At 50.1% G+C, this 17,072-nt stretch carries 21 protein-coding genes; 7 read left to right on the forward strand and 14 right to left on the reverse strand.

Annotated features, from left to right (window positions below; all coding sequences use genetic code 11):
• The first annotated feature begins 147 nt into the window (after positions 1–147).
• The 5 genes from BLS62_RS23220 to BLS62_RS23240 all read left to right on the forward strand — a co-directional run bounded on the left by BLS62_RS23220 (position 148) and on the right by BLS62_RS23240 (position 3,240).
• The gene (locus BLS62_RS23220; RefSeq protein ID WP_093186847.1) at positions 148–432 is read left to right on the forward strand and encodes an accessory factor UbiK family protein; all 285 of its coding nucleotides are present in this window, start codon (positions 148–150) and stop codon (positions 430–432) included.
• A gap of 280 nt (positions 433–712) precedes the next feature.
• Positions 713–1,213, forward strand: a complete 501-nt coding sequence (locus BLS62_RS23225; protein WP_093186851.1) for a type III secretion system chaperone family protein — start codon at positions 713–715, stop codon at positions 1,211–1,213.
• Positions 1,210–2,031 (forward strand): pyrroline-5-carboxylate reductase, encoded by an 822-nt coding sequence (gene proC / locus BLS62_RS23230; protein ID WP_093186855.1) that lies wholly within the window; start codon positions 1,210–1,212, stop codon positions 2,029–2,031. Before BLS62_RS23225 ends, proC begins: the two co-directional genes overlap by 4 nt.
• A 138-nt stretch (positions 2,032–2,169) precedes the next feature.
• Positions 2,170–2,862, forward strand: a complete 693-nt coding sequence (locus tag BLS62_RS23235; protein ID WP_093186858.1) for a TetR/AcrR family transcriptional regulator — start codon at positions 2,170–2,172, stop codon at positions 2,860–2,862.
• Positions 2,863–2,883: 21 nt separating this feature from the next.
• Positions 2,884–3,240 carry a tRNA-binding protein gene (locus BLS62_RS23240; RefSeq protein ID WP_093186862.1) on the forward strand — a complete coding sequence of 119 codons (357 nt, stop codon included), beginning with the start codon at positions 2,884–2,886 and terminating at the stop codon, positions 3,238–3,240.
• Between the two features lie 9 nt (positions 3,241–3,249).
• Here BLS62_RS23240 and BLS62_RS23245 read toward each other — a convergent pair whose 3' ends face one another.
• Genes BLS62_RS23245 through BLS62_RS23255 form a run of 3 tightly spaced genes read right to left on the reverse strand, consistent with a single transcriptional unit; the run spans position 3,250 to position 5,866 of the window.
• On the reverse strand, positions 3,250–4,632 hold the full coding sequence (locus tag BLS62_RS23245; protein ID WP_093186865.1) for an ATP-binding protein: 1,383 nt from the start codon (positions 4,630–4,632) through the stop codon (positions 3,250–3,252).
• Between the two features lie 46 nt (positions 4,633–4,678).
• Positions 4,679–5,380 carry a response regulator gene (locus BLS62_RS23250; protein WP_093186869.1) on the reverse strand — a complete coding sequence of 234 codons (702 nt, stop codon included), beginning with the start codon at positions 5,378–5,380 and terminating at the stop codon, positions 4,679–4,681.
• Positions 5,381–5,389: 9 nt separating this feature from the next.
• Positions 5,390–5,866, reverse strand: coding sequence for a MarR family winged helix-turn-helix transcriptional regulator (locus BLS62_RS23255; RefSeq protein WP_093186872.1), 477 nt, complete (start codon positions 5,864–5,866; stop codon positions 5,390–5,392).
• A gap of 318 nt (positions 5,867–6,184) precedes the next feature.
• On the opposite strand from BLS62_RS23255, the gene BLS62_RS23260 reads away from it, so the two are divergent.
• A complete protein-coding gene (locus tag BLS62_RS23260; protein WP_093186875.1) occupies positions 6,185–7,084 on the forward strand; it encodes a branched-chain amino acid aminotransferase in 900 nt (299 codons plus the stop codon).
• A 58-nt stretch (positions 7,085–7,142) separates the two neighbouring features.
• Here BLS62_RS23260 and BLS62_RS23265 read toward each other — a convergent pair whose 3' ends face one another.
• The 9 genes from BLS62_RS23265 to BLS62_RS23305 all read right to left on the reverse strand — a co-directional run bounded on the left by BLS62_RS23265 (position 7,143) and on the right by BLS62_RS23305 (position 14,738).
• Positions 7,143–8,399: a multidrug effflux MFS transporter gene (locus BLS62_RS23265; protein ID WP_093186879.1), complete on the reverse strand. Its 1,257-nt coding sequence runs from the start codon at positions 8,397–8,399 to the stop codon at positions 7,143–7,145.
• 162 nt (positions 8,400–8,561) lie between these two features.
• The gene (locus BLS62_RS23270) at positions 8,562–9,041 is read right to left on the reverse strand and encodes a molybdenum cofactor biosynthesis protein MoaE (protein WP_093186883.1); all 480 of its coding nucleotides are present in this window, start codon (positions 9,039–9,041) and stop codon (positions 8,562–8,564) included.
• 48 nt (positions 9,042–9,089) lie between these two features.
• Positions 9,090–9,341, reverse strand: coding sequence for a molybdopterin converting factor subunit 1 (gene moaD, locus BLS62_RS23275; RefSeq protein ID WP_093186887.1), 252 nt, complete (start codon positions 9,339–9,341; stop codon positions 9,090–9,092).
• A 62-nt stretch (positions 9,342–9,403) separates the two neighbouring features.
• A complete protein-coding gene (pgsA, locus tag BLS62_RS23280; protein WP_093186891.1) occupies positions 9,404–9,976 on the reverse strand; it encodes a CDP-diacylglycerol--glycerol-3-phosphate 3-phosphatidyltransferase in 573 nt (190 codons plus the stop codon).
• A gap of 117 nt (positions 9,977–10,093) precedes the next feature.
• The gene (locus BLS62_RS23285) at positions 10,094–10,375 is read right to left on the reverse strand and encodes an HlyU family transcriptional regulator (protein ID WP_093186896.1); all 282 of its coding nucleotides are present in this window, start codon (positions 10,373–10,375) and stop codon (positions 10,094–10,096) included.
• Positions 10,376–10,400: 25 nt separating this feature from the next.
• The gene (locus BLS62_RS23290; RefSeq protein ID WP_093186901.1) at positions 10,401–11,039 is read right to left on the reverse strand and encodes a thymidine kinase; all 639 of its coding nucleotides are present in this window, start codon (positions 11,037–11,039) and stop codon (positions 10,401–10,403) included.
• Between the two features lie 199 nt (positions 11,040–11,238).
• A complete protein-coding gene (locus tag BLS62_RS23295; protein WP_208991052.1) occupies positions 11,239–12,258 on the reverse strand; it encodes an endonuclease/exonuclease/phosphatase family protein in 1,020 nt (339 codons plus the stop codon).
• Positions 12,259–12,357: 99 nt separating this feature from the next.
• Entirely contained in the window at positions 12,358–14,391 is a 2,034-nt protein-coding gene (gene uvrC, locus BLS62_RS23300) for an excinuclease ABC subunit UvrC (RefSeq protein ID WP_093186909.1), read from the reverse strand.
• 101 nt (positions 14,392–14,492) lie between these two features.
• Positions 14,493–14,738, reverse strand: a complete 246-nt coding sequence (locus BLS62_RS23305; RefSeq protein WP_208991053.1) for a hypothetical protein — start codon at positions 14,736–14,738, stop codon at positions 14,493–14,495.
• 254 nt (positions 14,739–14,992) lie between these two features.
• On the opposite strand from BLS62_RS23305, the gene BLS62_RS23310 reads away from it, so the two are divergent.
• Positions 14,993–15,649, forward strand: coding sequence for an outer membrane protein (locus tag BLS62_RS23310; RefSeq protein WP_093186912.1), 657 nt, complete (start codon positions 14,993–14,995; stop codon positions 15,647–15,649).
• 70 nt (positions 15,650–15,719) lie between these two features.
• Here the strand turns inward: BLS62_RS23310 and BLS62_RS23315 are convergent, their stop codons facing one another.
• Positions 15,720–16,352 carry a glutathione S-transferase family protein gene (locus tag BLS62_RS23315; RefSeq protein ID WP_093186916.1) on the reverse strand — a complete coding sequence of 211 codons (633 nt, stop codon included), beginning with the start codon at positions 16,350–16,352 and terminating at the stop codon, positions 15,720–15,722.
• A 26-nt stretch (positions 16,353–16,378) separates the two neighbouring features.
• Positions 16,379–16,987 carry a glutathione S-transferase family protein gene (locus tag BLS62_RS23320; RefSeq protein WP_093186920.1) on the reverse strand — a complete coding sequence of 203 codons (609 nt, stop codon included), beginning with the start codon at positions 16,985–16,987 and terminating at the stop codon, positions 16,379–16,381.
• Positions 16,988–17,072 lie beyond the last annotated feature (85 nt).

The following is a 17,072-nucleotide window of genomic DNA, read 5'->3' on the forward strand; positions in this document are numbered from 1 at the left end:
GTTTGTCGCTTGTGTTCAACACAACCTTTCGGCATTCACGTTACTGACAAGTTCTTTGTACTTCTGGGCTCAATTCTGCTCTCAGTGCTTGAATATCGAGGGCCGGACCAATACTTGTTTGACAGGTACAATATTTATGAGGACGCCATGAGCCAGTCTCCAAATCGCATGTTTGACGAGTTTGCCAAGCTGATGACCGACGCCGCAGGCGTTGCACAGGGCGCAAAGCGGGAAGTCGAAACCGCCTTCCGCGCGCAGATGGAACGTTTCATGGCAGATATGGATCTGATCTCTCGTGATGAGTTCGATGCAGTTAAAGATATGGCCGTGAAAGCTCTTGATGAAGTAGACAAGCTGGAGGAACGCCTTGCGGCGGCTGAAAAGCGCCTGGCTGCTTTGGACGAAAAAGCAGAGACCGAAGACAAGACGTAGGTCTGGCGGGAATTTACATGTGAATATGCTGTGGGCGGCCTTGAGTCGTCCACAATTTTCGCAATGAACTGTCTGTTCCCCCTATAGGGCAAACTCCAAAACTATCGGTATATTGGCAAAAAGGGGATTCGATGTGATGCATGAACAGTTCCTTCCGGAACTTCCTTTGTAGCGCACGGTTCTAGCCAAGAGCACGCAAGTGTCTGGTCCATGATCAATCAACCCACCTTTGCTTGGTGGGGGTAGAGTAACCATTCCTCAAACGGAAAGAGGACCGGAAATGAGCCTAATTGAGTTTGAAATGGAACGCCCCCTAAATCCGGTTGATACCATCGAGAATTTGGCAACCGGGAATGACTGGTCGTTTGAGCGTCTAGGCGATGACGAAATTTCTATTTCAGTCACAGGAACTTGGTGTGATTACCATGTCACGTTTTCCTGGATGGAAGAAGTAGAAGCACTGCATATGGCAAGTGCGTTTGACCTGAAAGTTCCAGCTCCGCGGAAAGATGAAATCGTTCGTTTGCTTGCGCTCGTTAATGAGCAGCAGTGGATGGGGCATTTTGATATCTGGGGCCGAGAAGGTGTTGTTATTTTCCGCCAGTCATTGTTGTTGGCTGGCGGCGCTGAAGCCAATCCTGCGCAAATAGAAGTCCTTCTTTCCAATTCACTTGATTCCTGTGAACGCTATTACCAAGCGTTCCAATTTGTTGTTTGGGCTGGCAAAACGGCGCAGGAAGCAATGGAAACAGTGATGTTTGAAACCGCCGGGGATGCATGAAATTAACGAATGAACGTCCGCTTGTTCTTATTGGAGCAGGTAAAATGGGCGGTGCTATGCTTGCGGGTTGGATGAAGCAAGGTGTTGCTGCCGATTGTGTTGTGGTTGTTGATCCTAATCCCCTTACGGAAATGGTGGATCTTTTCCGAGCTCATAGCATCAACTGGCATAAAACCGTGCCTGAAGGTGTTGTTGCCGGCGTGCTTATGCTGGCGATTAAGCCGCAAATGATGGAAGCCGTCCTACCGGCTCTGACGAGCCTTGCTGATGATCGCAGTGTTATTTTGTCCGTCGCTGCAGGAACAACAATTGCTCGTTTCAAAGATAATTTTGGTGCTGATCAACCCGTTGTGCGGGTTATTCCAAATACTCCCTCTCAGGTTGGGCGCGGCGTAACTGCGGGCTATGCCACTGCAGAACTTACGCAAGACCAGAGGGATCTGGTCAGTTCCCTGCTGGAATCTATTGGTGTGTTCCTTTGGGTTGATACGGAAGAGCAGATTGATTTTGCTACAGCTGTTAGCGGATCCGGCCCTGCTTATGTCTTCCATCTTGTGGAGGCAATGAGTGAAGCTGGGAAGCGTTTGGGGCTTGCACCTGAGCTTGCGGAAGCGCTTGCGCGTGGGACTGTTAGTGGTGCAGGGGAGTTGCTCTACCAATCACCTGAGGACGCGGCTGTCTTGCGCAAGAATGTAACGTCTCCGGGCGGAACAACAGCGGCGGCTCTTTCTGTCTTGATGGGGGATGATGCTCTCGCAGACCTTATGAGTGAGGCGGTTGCGAAAGCTGCTCATCGTGCCACTGAGCTTGCGGGCTAATTGTTTTCTTGTTTTGTTAACTTTTAAAGTAAAGCCTCGGTTACTAGCCTGAGGCTTTTTCTTTGTAACTGTATGGTTCCTGTGTGTATGATTAGGTGTTGATGCGTAGATAGACCGCCGGTCACACAGGAGCGTGCAATGCCTACCGAAAAGACCCATCAGAAAGTCACCGCAAGTTTTATCGAGCTGCTGGAAACTCATCGTGTTGATGAGGTGACTTATGCTGCGATAGCCGAAAATGCAGGTGTGAAGATTGACGTGGTTCGGGCATGTTGCAATGGAAAACTTGACCTCCTTGCTGCCTTTATGAGTGAGCTTGATCAGAAGGTTCTCAAAGAACGTGATCCTGATCTGATGACTGAGACTGCGCGTGATCGTCTGTTTGATGTTTTGATGTGCCGCATGGATCTTATGGAGCCACACAAAGAGGCGATTAGAAACGTTCGCAGGACCGCGCTTAAAGATCCCGCTTTCGCCATGCATATGCATAAGCTTGTGGTTCGCTCAATGAAGTGGATGCTTGTTGCGGCCGGTATTGAAGAGTTTGGCCTGCGCAGTGTCGGCATGTCCAATGCGCTTGCTGTTGGATTTGAGCGAGTAGGGCGAATTTGGCTGGAAGATGATGTTCCTGGGCATCCAAAAGCCATGGCTGCTGTTGATGACATGCTTGCAAATGGTGAAAAATGGATGGGACGGGCCTGCCGTGTCGAGAAGGTGGCTGCACCATTTATTGAAGGCTTCGGGAGATTGTGCAAGGGTCCGCTTCGGTCTCAAAGAGATGATATACGGCCTGATACTTCCAGCGATGGAGCCAGCGAAGTGAACCCATGAATTTGAAATATTGAGAAAATTATGGACCAAACAGAAGATACTAAAACGATTTCAATCGACGATTTCCTGAATGTTGATATTAGAGTTGGAACCATCATTGAGGCTGAAGATTTTCCTCAGGCTCGCAAGCCCGCCTATAAGCTGAAGATTGATTTTGGTGATGATATCGGTGTGAAGAAGACCTCCGCACAGATCACCGTGCATTATACAGCGGACTCCCTTGTGGGTCGTCAGGTACTCGCTGTGGTGAATTTCCCGCCGCGTCAAATCGGACCATTCATGTCTGAGGTGCTAACCTTGGGTTTGTCAGACACAAATGGCGATATTGTTCTGTTGAAGCCAGACCTTGCGGTGCCAAACGGGGGCAGAATGCACTAAGCGTAGTTTTTAGATCGGGATCCGCACCCGAACTCGAAGACCCCCGAGTGGCGATTGGCGGAGGAAGATTTCTCCGCCGTGACTTCTGACTATATCTCGCGCGATTGCCAACCCTAGACCTGAGCCACCGCTGTCCTGATTTCGGGCCGTGTCGAGCCTGTGGAACGGGCGGAACACATTCTCACGCTCTTCTCTCGGAATGCCGGGACCATCATCGTCTACAGTGATTATAAGCCAGTCCGGGGTGCGGTTGCCTTTGATGCGCAGTGTCTTGCCGTATCGTGCTGCATTTGAGATGACGTTGAGCAGACAACGGCGGAAGGCGCGACCTTTGACGATGACCAACGGGTCGCCATCGAAAGAGGATGCAACGTCCGCGCCTACGACTTCAGCTTCAACCTCCAGATCCTCCAACATTAGTGCAATGTCTACGGCGGCAGGTGGCTCATCGCCGTAGCCTTTGGAGAAGGACAGGTAGTCCTCCAGCATACGAGCCATTTCATCAACATCCCTGCGCAGGGCATCTGCTTCTGGAGATTGCGATAGAAGAGCCAGTTGCAAGCGGAAGCGGGTGAGAATTGTGCGTAGATCATGGCTCACACCCGCGAGCATTGTCGTTCGTTGATCAACATGACGTTCAATACGGCGGCGCATATCAACGAAAGCCAGTGCTGCTCTGCGAACTTCTCGGGCTCCGTGTGGGCGGAAGTTGGAGACTTGTCTGCCTTTACCGAATTCCTCAGCTGCATCGGCGAGCTGCTCGATTGGCCGGATCTGATTCCTTAGGAAAAGCACCGCGATGATGATGAGCACCAGAGACGTTGCGACCATCCACACAATGAAAATGTGTGAGTTGGAAGCATATGTCTGGCTGCGCCTTGCTATGATGCGGAGGGTTTTGTCTTCCAACTGAATACGGATTTCAACAAAGCGAGACGCACCGACCGTATCGATCCAGAACGGTCTGCCTATGCGCGCTGCAATCTCGCGGGTCATGTACCGATCAACCAGATCAAACAATGATTTAGGTCTTGCTGCAGGGAGAGGTTCTTTAGGAAGAACAGAGACTGACAGGCCTAACGCACCAGCACTGATGCGTTTCAGCGTCGCATAGTTGTCATCCTGGGCGTAGGTTTCAGTCATATCCACGACTGCAGCGATTTCCCGGACAACAGCCTCTGACAGGCGGCGTGTCACTAAGTCGTAGTGGCGCTCCAAAAATACAAAGGCGAGCACAGACTGCAAGATCAGGAACGGAATAACGATGATCAGCAGCGCACGAACGTACAGACCTTTGGGAAGGCGGTAGTGCAACCAGCTGGTAAACGCAAAGTAGGGCGTTAAAAGCGTTTTGACCCATTGTGGGAGTTTGAAACGTGCAGATAAGCCCATATTCGTTCCGTCGATTGAATGGTGCCTTTGAGAACCGGCATAGCAACTAGTTTGTAATTAAGCGATACCCTATCCCACGTACTGTTTGCAGGTACAGGGGATTGCCCGGGTCTTCCTCAATCTTTCTGCGCAGGCGATTAACTTGCACATCAATGGTGCGCTCACCTAAACTTGCGTCCGTACCGACGAGATCTGTCCGCGCAACAGTTTGCCCCGGTTTTTCGGCAAAGGTATTGAGAATCTGCTTTTCGCGATCTGTTAGGCGTACATGCTCTTCCTGCCGTTTTAACTCGCCGCGCTCTGCGTTGTATTGGAAGGGGCCGAAGGCAAGCACCTCCAGTTTCATTTTTGGCTTTGGACCGCCTCGCCGCAATATGGCCGAGATACGAAGAAGAAGTTCACGCGGCTCAAATGGCTTGGAGACGTAGTCATCCACCCCTGCCTCCAGCCCCTCAATGCGGTCTTCTGTGTCAGAGCGGGCGGTTAACATCAGAATTGGAACTGATTTGGAGCGGCGCAGGTCTTTTGCCAGCTCAATGCCGCTTTCGCCGGGCATCATTACATCGAGAATGAGCAGATCGAATTCCAGCCCGGATAGGCGTCGACGCGCCTCTTCGGCATCCTTGGCAACCGTTACGCGAAACCCGTTTTCTCCAAGAAATCTTTGGAGTAGGTCACGGATGCGGCTGTCATCGTCGATGAGAAGAATGTGAGGAGCATCATCTTCCAAAAGAGCAGAGCGGGCCACGGTATATCCTCAATCTGTTTGTTTGGTGATGAGACGAGCGACTTCACTGCGTTCGTTCTCATCAATCATAAGATATAAAAACTGGCGGACAATCTCATCACTGCCATCGGGCATTAACGAGATGGCTTTGTTCATACGCTGAGACTGAAGTTTTGAAAGTCTGGCACAAAATTCTGTACCCTTTTCAGTAGTATAAAGCAGGCGTTGGCGCCGGTCCAGAGCACCGGGCTCCTGACATATAAAGTCATCATCTACCAACTGTTTCAAAACACGTCCCAGACTTTGCTTGGTAATTTTTAATATATCCAGCAGATCGGAGACGCGAATTCCGGGGTTCCTGTGTACAAAATGGAGGACACGGTGATGGGCACGACCAAACCCCAGCTCTTCAAGAAGCACATCGGGATCACCAGTAAAGTCACGATATGCGAAGAAAAACAGTTCAATAAGGTCAAACCGTGGTGAGTCACTGTCTTTTTTGTTCATTCCTGATCCCGGAAAATTGCCCATTTTTTAATCTTACAATAAATACGTCAGCTATGTTGACTTATTTCCGAATGATAGTTACTAATAACTCATCGCTGAAGAAAGGAAAGAACTCAACAGGTGCTCATGGCGCAATAGTTGAAATTTTCACCTTCTCATCAGTCAATCATTATGGATAGCAAGTGACCGCCTACAACTGAAATGTGGTTGGACATCGTGCTATCCCTCATAGAACTCATTAATTTAGCTAGAACACACAGACTGGCAAGGCTTTGCTTTGCCTGCACCGTGACTTGTTCGCCATATTGGAGAAGAGAAATGGCGGGTATTCCCTTTGATCAACTGGAAGGCTCAATCTGGTTGGATGGAAAAATTGTTCCGTGGTCAGAGGCCAAGGTGCATGTGCTAACCCACGGGCTTCACTATGGAAGCAGCGTGTTTGAAGGTCAGCGCGCCTATGGTGGCGAAATTTTCAAGTTGGAACAACACACAAAGCGTTTGCATGCATCTGCTGAAGTTCTGGGTTTTCAGATTCCGTGGAGTGAAGAGCAGATCAATGATGCGTGTATGCAGATGTTGGTTGAGAACAATCTGGTCGACGCGTATCTACGCCCTGTTGCATGGCGCGGCAGTGAGATGATGGGGGTTTCAGCGCAAGCCAACACCATTCACCTCGCGATTGCTGCATGGGAATGGCCTAGTTATTTTTCACCGGAAGAGCGCTTAAAGGGTATTCGTCTGGATATGGCAAAATACCGTCGTCCTGATCCGGCAACTGCTCCGTTCAAATCCAAAGCGGCAGGCCTTTACATGATCTGCACCATATCCAAACACGCGGCTGAAGCAAAAGGCTATTCAGATGCGTTGATGTTGGATTGGCAGGGACGTGTTGCAGAGGCGACTGGCGCGAACGTGTTCTTCATCAAAGATGGCGTGATCCATACGCCGATTGCCGATTGTTTCCTTGATGGTCTGACCCGCCAGACTGTTATTGGTCTGGCGAAGGCACGGGGCATTGAAGTTATCGAGCGCCGTATCATGCCTGAAGAAATGGCCGACTTTGATCAATGCTTCCTGACGGGATCAGCTGCTGAAGTGACGCCGGTATCCGAAATCGGCCCTTACAGCTTTGCTCCAGGTGAGATCACAAAGGTACTGATTGAGGATTATATGGCGGCGGTACAGCCAGCTCAGCAAAGATTGCTTGTTGCCAGTTAATCTCATTGGTTTTAGAAAAATTAAAGCCCGCAGCTCTGATTGAGATGCGGGCTTTTTGTTATTCGGCAGCTAACTGTTGTTCGTGCTGGGGTTTAAACAATCGGCCATTTTCGGTTATCAGCACACAGATCAATCCCATAATCGAGAACAAGGCGACTCCGTAAACGAGTGGTAGCTCTGTTCCGTCATAGAGTTTGCCAACACCCGCGCCTAATAACGCACCTATCAAAGTGGTGACAAAACCGATCACAGCAGAACCTGCTCCTGCGACACGGCCCAATGGCTCCATGGCCATGGTGTTGAAATTGGGGCCAATAAACCCAAAGAAGAACATAGCAAGTGATTGGACAGCGATAAACAGCGCAACAGAAAGAGTGCTGTTGTAAGCAATGGCAACCATCAACAGGGAGGTTGCAGTGAAACCGAGCAACGCCATGTGAGACATTCTTCTCAAACCGTATTTTTCAACCATTTTGGAATTGAGATAGGATGAGGCAGCCATAGATATGGAAATGGCTGCAAATACAACCGGGAAGAGCTCAGCGAGCTCGAAGCGTTCCATGAAGACCTGTTGTGCCGAGTTTATGAAGGCAAACAGGCAGGCAAATATGAATGACATTGCCAACATGTAGCCAACAGTCACGCGTGTGGTCAGCGCCAACTTGTAGGCGCTCATGATGGATCGTAGTTTTAGAGGACGTTGGTTTGCTGGGTCCAGACTTTCTGGTAGCCGGAACAAACACCACACCAAAACGAGGACACCGAAGAGAGTGAGCGCTGCGAAAACACCTTGCCATGGGGCAAATAGCAGGACGATCTGCCCTAAGAATGGAGCAACCACAGGCGCGATCTGAAAGGCGACCATGACCAGCGACATCACTTTACCCATCTGGCGACCACTGTACCAATCCCGGATCATGGAGATGGACGCGACACGGGGAGCTGCTGCACCGATGCCCTGGATGGCTCTGGCTACAAGCATTTGCTCAAAGCTGACGGCAAAGGTGGAGTATATCCCACCTATGATGTAGAGGCTTAGCCCGATCACCAATGTGGTGCGGCGACCTATTGAATCCGAAAGCGGACCGAAGAAGAGTGAAGCACAAGCGAGGCCAACCATATAGGCTGTGATCACCAGCTGGCGATCGTTGGATGCAACATTCAATGCTTCGCTCATGGCTGGGAGAGCCGGAAGCATCATAGATGTTGCAACTGCATTCAGCGCCATAAGCGCTGCAACGAGCGTTACAATTTCCAATAAGGAAAGCCCAGGGTGAGGTACTCGCTCATGCTGCAGAGGTGTTACTGCAGACATTAGGAACCTGTTGTTGGGTGCAAACTAAGGAAAGGGCGGCAGATGCCGCCAAACAAAATCAAATTAGACCCTATTTGAACCAGCAAACAGGGCTCTGTCAAGGTGCGCGCTTAGCTATGGCAGGGTAGCTGTTATGTTAGGTGCATGTCGCTCAACTCAGAGCTAAGTGGTCGTCCAGCGATCAGCGTCCGCATCATCTGCGGCTTTGGCCTCAACCCACGTGCCTTCCGTCGCACTTTTTAAATGTTCTTTCTTCCAGAACGGAGCCTGAGTTTTCAGGAAATCCATCAGAAAGTCTGCGGCTTCAAAAGCTGCACGGCGATGTGAGCTTGTTGCAATCACTAGTACAATGTTCTCACCGGGAGGGATTTTGCCAACACGGTGAATAATGGTGAGGCCAGTGATTGGCCAGCGCTCCACTGCCTGTTCCGCAAATTTGGAAATCTGCGCCTCTGACATACCAGGGTAATGCTCCAGCTCCAACGCGTCCAGTGTTCCGCCTTCATCGCGGCACAGGCCGGTGAAGGTGACAATGGCCCCTACATCCTGTCGTCCTGCCGTCAGTTTTTTCGTCTCTGCGGAGACGTCAAAATCGTCTGGTTGAACACGTACAGTGAATTCGATTTTACTGGAGTTTGTCATGGTACTCGTGGGTTTTGTTGTACAGAGGGGTTAGCAGAGAGGGCAGTTTCAGCCGCCAGTCATTGGCGGGAAGAACGCAACTTCCTCAGTACCCTTCAGTAGGTGATCGGTTTCCACGTGTTCCTGATCAACAGCAATGCGAATGGTTTCTGATTGCTCGAACGCAAAGGCATAGCCTTCATCACGTGCAGACAGCCACGTCATCAGTTCGCCGGTTGTTGTTACACCTTCAGGAAGCTCAATGGTTTCCTCAGAGGTTCCAGTCCGTTCCCGAAGCCAGGCAAAGTAACGAATTTTCATAGGAGTAAGCCTCGGTTATTCTTTTGGTTTCCCGATGGTGGGAACCTCTTTATTCGCGGAATTTAGTCTTCCATCAGATGGCCAATTCCAGCACGGAAATAGTCATAACCCGTATAGAGGGTCAAAATCGCTGCGACCCAAAGTAGCACTATGCCGGTTGAGGTGTTGTACGGGAAAACAAGATCACCAGCTTCGCCGGCCAAAAGGAAGCCAAGGGCAACCAGCTGAACTGTGGTTTTCCATTTTGCAAGCTGAGTAACAGGCACTGAGACACGCAACTCAGCCAGAAACTCACGCAGTCCAGACACCAGAATTTCACGGCATAAAATGATGACAGCTGCAATGATGGACCATTCGCCAATGGTGCCATCCCAAGCCAACATCAGCAGGCATACGGAGACAAGGAGTTTGTCGGCAATGGGATCCAACATTCTGCCAAGTGCAGATTGCTGTTGCCAAGCCCGGGCGAGGTAACCATCAAAAAAGTCGGTGATTGCTGCCACTAGGAAAATGCCTACAGCAACCCAGCGTGCCGTGTTTCCTGGAAAGTAAAAACATACTGTAAGAGCTGGTACAGCTAAAATACGGCCGTAAGTTAGGATATTGGGAACCGAAAATAGGAGCTTACGGGACATAGGGACCTTCAAGTTTACGCGGCTAACGAGCGTTCAAGAGCAGGGTGTGCACAACAGGGTGGGTCCTGTCAATTGTGGCCCGAGTATTTGTGCAGGACTTTGCTGGAACCTTCTGAACTATGTGAACATTCCATCGCCCATTTCCTTAATGATTTGCTTTGCCTTGCGGGAAGAAAACTCTACGGCCTCCTCCTCAGAGGCATGGGTATCAGCACGAATGAACGTATGTTCCTTTACATCCTCACCAAAGTGTTTGGTGATGCGACCGCTGGTTTGCCATTGACTGCCACGACGGGACGGTTCTGCATAAATCAGGTAGCCGTTGAACTCCTCTGCTTTTGCAGTAGGCGCTGATTTTTCTTCTGATTTTCCGCCAAACAGACGTGAGAAAATGCCCATCAATACTCTCCCGGACTAAAGTTATTTAGAGTTCTACAGGTTCGCACATCATTTCAGCGACTGCATCATTGTTTTTGTCAGTAGGATCACCAAGCTTGCATAAAGACCAGTGCTTTCTGCAAAGCGAAATATAGGATTCCTCACCCCCGATGACAACCTGGTCACCTTCTTCAACAATATTGCCAGCTTTATCCAGACGGGCAACCATCGTTGCTTTGGAGCCACACCAGCAGATGGTGCGAACTTCACGGAGAATATCGGCAATTGCGAGGAGGGCTGCGCTGCCCGGGAACATCTTACCTTGAAAGTCCGTTCTGAGACCGTAGGTCATCACTGGAATGCGAAGATGGTCCGCGACGCGTGCAAGCTGCCAAACCTGTTCTTCTGTTAGAAACTGGGCTTCATCAACGAAGACAGCATTGATTGTCTGCTGGTTGATCTGCTGTTCTATGCAGGTAAAGAGGTCCATCTTGGTATCGTAGACGAGAGCTTCGGACTTGAGGCCAATCCGGGAGGAAATTTCGCCAATTTTGGTGCGGTTGTCTAGCGCTGCGGTAAACAGCAAGCTGCGCATACCACGTTCCTGATAATTGTAGGAAGCTTGCAGGAGCATGGTGGATTTACCGGCATTCATAGCGGAGAAATTGAAATATAGCTTTGCCATTGGCCCTTTGCAGCGCTTAGCGCCCCATCGCGTTCAAACTGTTCAGGACTTCATACATGGATTCGCGAGGGAGGCCACAACCGTGGAGGGTTACTCACACTGTTCAACTGGAAAGTTTTGTTGAGATGCGCATCTGGCTATCAATTTAGGGGGTTCTTGTGACAATCCGAAGGTTCTCTGCAAAGATCCCTAGGTCATTCTATGGAGAAAAACGTATGGTTGCGAAAACTGGAAAATGGTCGGAGCCGATGTCATCGCCGATAATGAGGTTTTCAATTGTTGCATTCTGCGAGGTCGCGATGTGATCGACCTTTGAGCCAAATAGGATTTTCAGAGACGAGTGTAGGAAATACCGGGTGGTTTGCGGGAGAATACCGGTGAGAGCAGTTTTAAGATTTAGCTCTTCTAATAACCTTTGGAAGGTATTTGACCAGACGGGTGTGTTCCAGTCTCCGATTATTACCAGGGGGTCTTTATCTGCCTGGATTTTTATATGATTGGTTAGGTATGAAAAATATTTTGTTCTGCCTTCTAAACGGTTTGGGCCTCTTGGGCTGGCAGGGTGGACTGCATAAAGCTGTAGGAGCTGCCCATCAACCTCGACTTTTGTGCTTAAGAATTCTTTCGGGATATGAGAGCCTTCTTTCAAATCAGGAACATAGATCATCTCCGCATTTCTAAGCGGATATTTGCTGAAGAGCGTGATGTCTGTGTCATGATTTTTCGGTGGCAAAACGGAATATTCGTAGTTTTTTGAAAGGAATGCTTTCAGCCTTGGCGATGCGCTGGCTGTTTCCTGAAAGCTGATCAGGTCTGGTTGTTGACTTTCGATCATTTCCTGAAGGGCTTGCTTTTCAAACATCATATGCAGAATGTTGAGGCTCATGACCTTCAGCTCGATCGTTTCAGACCCATTGGCTGAAACGATGGGTGACTGGACCACCTGATGTATGGCCGTGACCATCCAATACCCTGATAACGCCAATCCCAAGAGAGACGCGATATGGAGCCAATGCAGAACCTTGGCCAGAACAATCCAGATGAGCAGTCCGGTAAACCCAAGGGCAATGAGTTGCGGCACAAAAAACGCAGAGGCTTCGGTTAGCAAGTTACCGGGCAGGAGAAAGGTCAGGAGCAGCAGCATTGTCACGGCTATGGTTCCAGCTCGTGCCAGACGCAACAGAATAGAGGCATTTCTTTCTTTTTGCAAAAATGCCATGAAGGACTGCACGGTATTTACCTTTTTTACGAAATGAAATTCACCGAGGGTATCGCACAGGTTTTGTTGTTTTCCAACACGCAACCCGTGCGAGCGCGTTTATTCGTGGAAGTGATTGTAGACCAGCTGCGCAATGCTCTCTGATATGCCTTCAACGGATGTGAGATCATCGACGCCTGCTTTGGACACAGCTTTTGCGGTGCCAAAATGGTGGAGGAGTGAGCGTTTGCGTGCCGGGCCGATGCCAGCGATTTCATCCAGTGGGTTTGCGATGGTCGCTTTTTTGCGCCGGGCACGGTGAGTGCCGATAGCAAAGCGGTGAGCTTCATCGCGCATACGCTGAACGAAGTACAACACCGGGTCGCGTTCGGGCAGCATGAAACTCTGCTTTCCTGTGGCGAAGAACTTCTCGCGGCCTGCGTCACGGTCCGGCCCTTTTGCGATGCCGACAAGTGGGATATCGGTGATGCCCATCTCTTCCAGTGTTTCGCGTACAGCACTGAGCTGGCCTTTGCCGCCATCGATCAAAACCAGATCGGGCCAAGCCGGGATGTCTGCATTGGAGAGTGAGGCTTCCTGCTCCTCTTCGTTGCTTTGAACCGGGGTCTCTGCTTTTCCCGCAAAACGGCCTGCTTGCTCATAGCCTTCCGGGTTTTCCTTGATCAGACGCGCGAAACGTCGGGACAAGACTTCGCGCATCATGCCGTAATCATCGCCCGGGACTAGATCTTCCGACTTGATATTAAATTTGCGATACTGGCCTTTGGCAAAGCCTTCGGACCCAGCAACAATCATTCCGCCCACGGCATTGGTGCCGGAGATGTGGGAGTTATCGAAAACATCAATCCGGCGTGGAGTGCGATCCAGACCAAAAGCTTCTGCAACGCCTTTCAGGAGACGCAGTTGGCTGGATGTTTCAGCTAATCGGCGGCCAAGTGCACCTTTCGCGTTGGTGAGTGCGTGTTCCACCAGCTCGCGCTTTTCACCGCGTTTGGGAGTCAAAACTTCGACCTTACGGTTGGCTCTGGCGCTGAGGGCTTCCGCTAGGAGGTCTTGTTCTTCCAACTCATGGGAGAGTAGCACCAGACGCGGGGGTGGCTTGTCATCGTAAAACTGGGAGAGGAAGCTTTCCAGAATTTCAGTAGGCTCGTAACTCTTATCCGCTTTAGGGAAGTAGGCGCGGTTGCCCCAGTTCTGTCCCGTACGGAAGAAGAAGACCTGAACGCAGGTTTGTCCGCCTTCCTGGAAGGTGGCGAAAACGTCTGCTTCCTCAACATTTTGAGGGTTGATGCCTTGATGACTTTGAACGTGGGACAAGGCGGAGATGCGGTCCCGATAAACAGCAGCCTGCTCAAAGTCTAGGTTCTCGGAAGCCTTCTCCATTGCCACTGCCAGATCTTTTTTGATGAGCTGGCTTTTGCCGGAGAGGAACGACTTAGCTTCTGCAACGAGGCCTTTGTAGTCCTCTACAGAGATTTCGCCGGTACACGGGGCTGCACATCGCTTGATTTGATGGAGCAAGCAAGGGCGGGTTCGGTTTGAGTAATAGCTGTCTGAGCAATTGCGAATGAGAAACGCTTTTTGCATGGCGTTGATTGTGTCATTCACTGCGCCAGCTGAGGCAAACGGACCGAAATAATCCCCTTTTCGAGCGCGTGCTCCCCTGTGCTTGATGAGTGCCGACGCTTCATGGTCTGCACTGATCAGGATGTAGGGGAAGGATTTATCATCACGCAGCAACACGTTGAACCGGGGGCGCAGGCGCTTGATCAGGTTGGCTTCCAGCAGCAAGGCTTCTGGTTCGGTGCAGGTTTCAACAAACTCCATGCCAGCGGTTGCCATGATCATCCGTATGATGCGGTTGGATTGACCTTGGAGGCGCGTATAGCTGGTGACACGCTTTTTGAGTGACCGTGCCTTGCCGACATAGAGAACTTCACCGTCTTCATCAAACATGCGATAGACGCCAGGGCCGAGCGGGAGGCGTTTAACAAAATCTGCGATGACTTCAGCGCCCTTTACTCCCGGGTTGCGGGGCGTGGCGTTGTTCTCAAAAAGGATCTCGGGACTTTTTCCGGGCACATCGACATTTTCTTCTGCTTGAGCAGGGATGTCTGATGTGGATTTTGTCATGGTCCGAAAACTCTCAATGTTTTGTGACGGGGATAGGCACAACGCACCTTATCCGATTCATCGGGGATGCGTTATGGTCTGCGTCGTTGATGATCCGTAATTTAGATGGGGTCTAATGCAAATACGCCGTAAATATAAGCGGCGTAAGCCAAGCTGAGGAAAATACCCCAAGTTTTGCCAAGGCTCATTTTGCGAGCTGCAAAGATGTAGAGCAGAACTGCACAGGCCATCATGATCCAAATGTCATAGTTGAGGATCTGCTCTGGGACAGCAATTGGGGTTGTTGTCGCTGTGATGCCCATGATGGCGAGCAGATCAAAGACGCTAGAGCCAATAACATTGCCCAATGCAACACCGTTGATACCAACTTGTGAATAGAAAATGCTCGCACGTTAGGTTAGATCACCTAGCGTAAACAGATAGTTGATAGAAATGCCATATTTCTTCCGAAATTTGCCTTGAATTTACCGGAATTCGCGTCAGATCCAGCCACAAAATCAAATCATAACTTGCTCCATCTTAGGGCGTTCTTATTTGAGTGCTCTCCCTGAGTGGGTGCGCTGTATGCATTCTACTCATAATAATAATTGGAGAATAATACATGCTGCGTATTGCGTCTTGTACCGCTGTTGCACTTGGCCTTATGGCTGGCACTTCCCTTGCTGCTGACATCCCTCAGCCAGTACAACCTGAAATTTCTTACGAAACACCGGCTACCTTTTCTGCGTACGACTGGTCTGGCGCTTACATTGGTGCCAACGCGGGCTGGGGTTTCCTTGGTGCTGATGGCAAAAATGGCACATCCGGCGTTCTTGATGACAATCAGAACGGTGTAACCGTTGGTGTGCATGCTGGTTATAACTTCGTAGTTGCTCCAAGCATTGTTCTTGGTGCAGAAGCTGACATTCAGTACAACAACCTTTCTGAAAAAGATTCTGCTGAAGAGCTGAAGTCTGACTGGAACGCGACTGTTCGTGGTCGTGCTGGTTACGCATTCGATCGTACACTTGTATACGGTACAGGTGGTGCGGCGTTCAAAAACGTGACTGCTAAAAGTGGTTCTGGCAAAGACGACAAAAACATCGTTGGTTACGTTGTTGGTGCCGGTGTTGAACATGCTGTAACTGACATGGTTACTGCACGTGTTGAATACCTTTACCAGGACTTTGGTGACCAGAAGTTTGATTTCGATAGCGCAGAAAGCAAAACAGATCTGAGCGAGAACCTTGTTCGCGCAGGTGTTTCTGTGAAGTTCTAATTTTGCGGGTTTCCGTAAAAGAAAAGGCGCGTGCCATGAGCACGTGCCTTTTTGCGTTTGGTGGGCGAGATTAGCTCTTTTCCAGCATTTCCGGAGCAAGTGTTGCGTCGTAAGCTGGGACCTGCTCAATAAAGGCGGTATGCCACTTTACCAGATCCGGGTTGTCTTTTCTCCAGTCGCCATTTGCGCGTAGGTCAAGATAACCCAATGCACAGGCCAGTGCGATCTGAGCACAGTCAGGAATGCCGTTGGATTGCTCTGGTGTTGGTAATGGATTGTCGTTGAAGGCTTTCAAACAGCGATTAACCTTGCCGAGCTGACGCTCTATCCAAACATTGTTCCAATGCTCTTCCGGGTGGTTTCTTGTTTCGATTTGCGCCTGAATGGCCGCATCGACGATACCATCGGCCATTGCCTGCTTTGTGAGCACTGCGATGCGTGTGTCGCCTTTGGGAATGATAACGCCGCCTCCAGCCATCTGGTCCAGAAGTTCAAGCACAACCCGGCTGTCATAGACGACATCTCCATTTTCCAGCAGTACAGTTGGAACTTTGGCAAGTGGATTCTGGTCGTACAACGATCCGCTTGTTGCTCTGGTATCTGCCCAATCGAGCTGAACCTGATCTTCAATGCCTAAAACCGCTACTGCAATTCTCGCCTTCCGCCCATAAGGGGACGTGGGGGACGTTCGAAGAGTGATCATCTTGGTGACGACTTTCTGGATAAGCTTTATTCAGGGCGTGTTTTATCGAAGGCAGGAACGCTGGATGCGAAATCTTCCAGCCATGCAACCAACTTCGGATAGGAGTTACGCCATTCACCGCCAAAACGCAGGTCCAGATATCCTAGAGAGCATGCCAGAGCGATTTGAGCTGCATTTGGTGAGTTGTGTTGAACTTGGGGAAGCGGGTTGCTTTCAAACGCAGTCAAAGCGCGGTCTATTTTTAACTGCTGATAATCTACCCAGTCTTGATGTCTCTTCTCTTCAGGGCGCATACGGCTTTCATATACGATCTGAATGGCCGCATCGCAGATGCCATCTGCCAAAGCTTGTTGGGTCAGGACGTCGAAACGTTCTGCACCAGCAGGGAAGAGTTTCTCACCGCCTGCCATGTAATCCAGATACTCGGTGATGACGCGACTGTCATACAACACGTTTCCGTCTTCCAGAATGAGACATGGGATTTTGCCAAGTGGATTTTGAGCGCGTAGATTATCCTCTGGGTCCAGAGTGTTGGCGAGATCCACCTTCACCTTATCCGCGAGGCCCAAAACAGACAGAGCGAGTTTGATTTTCCGGCCAAATGGAGAAGCGCTGGAGGAACGAAGAGTTTGCATAGCAGCCACCTGTAAGACACAATTGATTTCGTGATTAGTGGACTGCACGATATCCGTGTTTCTGCTGAAAATGCAAGTAGCTTCA

The organism is Pseudovibrio sp. Tun.PSC04-5.I4 (assembly GCF_900104145.1).
Classification (GTDB): domain Bacteria; phylum Pseudomonadota; class Alphaproteobacteria; order Rhizobiales; family Stappiaceae; genus Pseudovibrio.

Excerpts from the sequence above, each read along its gene's own strand:
- BLS62_RS23260 (WP_093186875.1), top strand. The coding sequence starts at position 6,185 with ATGGCGGGTATTCCCTTTGATCAACTGGAAGGCTCAATCTGGTTGGAT.
- BLS62_RS23255 (WP_093186872.1), bottom strand. The coding sequence starts at position 5,866 with ATGAACAAAAAAGACAGTGACTCACCACGGTTTGACCTTATTGAACTG.
- proC (WP_093186855.1), top strand. The coding sequence starts at position 1,210 with ATGAAATTAACGAATGAACGTCCGCTTGTTCTTATTGGAGCAGGTAAA.
- BLS62_RS23225 (WP_093186851.1), top strand. The coding sequence starts at position 713 with ATGAGCCTAATTGAGTTTGAAATGGAACGCCCCCTAAATCCGGTTGAT.
- BLS62_RS23235 (WP_093186858.1), top strand. The coding sequence starts at position 2,170 with ATGCCTACCGAAAAGACCCATCAGAAAGTCACCGCAAGTTTTATCGAG.
- BLS62_RS23295 (WP_208991052.1), bottom strand. The coding sequence starts at position 12,258 with ATGGCATTTTTGCAAAAAGAAAGAAATGCCTCTATTCTGTTGCGTCTG.
- BLS62_RS23220 (WP_093186847.1), top strand. The coding sequence starts at position 148 with ATGAGCCAGTCTCCAAATCGCATGTTTGACGAGTTTGCCAAGCTGATG.
- BLS62_RS23290 (WP_093186901.1), bottom strand. The coding sequence starts at position 11,039 with ATGGCAAAGCTATATTTCAATTTCTCCGCTATGAATGCCGGTAAATCC.
- BLS62_RS23265 (WP_093186879.1), bottom strand. The coding sequence starts at position 8,399 with ATGTCTGCAGTAACACCTCTGCAGCATGAGCGAGTACCTCACCCTGGG.
- moaD (WP_093186887.1), bottom strand. The coding sequence starts at position 9,341 with ATGAAAATTCGTTACTTTGCCTGGCTTCGGGAACGGACTGGAACCTCT.
- BLS62_RS23285 (WP_093186896.1), bottom strand. The coding sequence starts at position 10,375 with ATGGGCATTTTCTCACGTCTGTTTGGCGGAAAATCAGAAGAAAAATCA.
- BLS62_RS23310 (WP_093186912.1), top strand. The coding sequence starts at position 14,993 with ATGCTGCGTATTGCGTCTTGTACCGCTGTTGCACTTGGCCTTATGGCT.
- BLS62_RS23315 (WP_093186916.1), bottom strand. The coding sequence starts at position 16,352 with ATGATCACTCTTCGAACGTCCCCCACGTCCCCTTATGGGCGGAAGGCG.
- BLS62_RS23270 (WP_093186883.1), bottom strand. The coding sequence starts at position 9,041 with ATGACAAACTCCAGTAAAATCGAATTCACTGTACGTGTTCAACCAGAC.
- BLS62_RS23320 (WP_093186920.1), bottom strand. The coding sequence starts at position 16,987 with ATGCAAACTCTTCGTTCCTCCAGCGCTTCTCCATTTGGCCGGAAAATC.
- BLS62_RS23240 (WP_093186862.1), top strand. The coding sequence starts at position 2,884 with ATGGACCAAACAGAAGATACTAAAACGATTTCAATCGACGATTTCCTG.
- BLS62_RS23245 (WP_093186865.1), bottom strand. The coding sequence starts at position 4,632 with ATGGGCTTATCTGCACGTTTCAAACTCCCACAATGGGTCAAAACGCTT.
- uvrC (WP_093186909.1), bottom strand. The coding sequence starts at position 14,391 with ATGACAAAATCCACATCAGACATCCCTGCTCAAGCAGAAGAAAATGTC.
- pgsA (WP_093186891.1), bottom strand. The coding sequence starts at position 9,976 with ATGTCCCGTAAGCTCCTATTTTCGGTTCCCAATATCCTAACTTACGGC.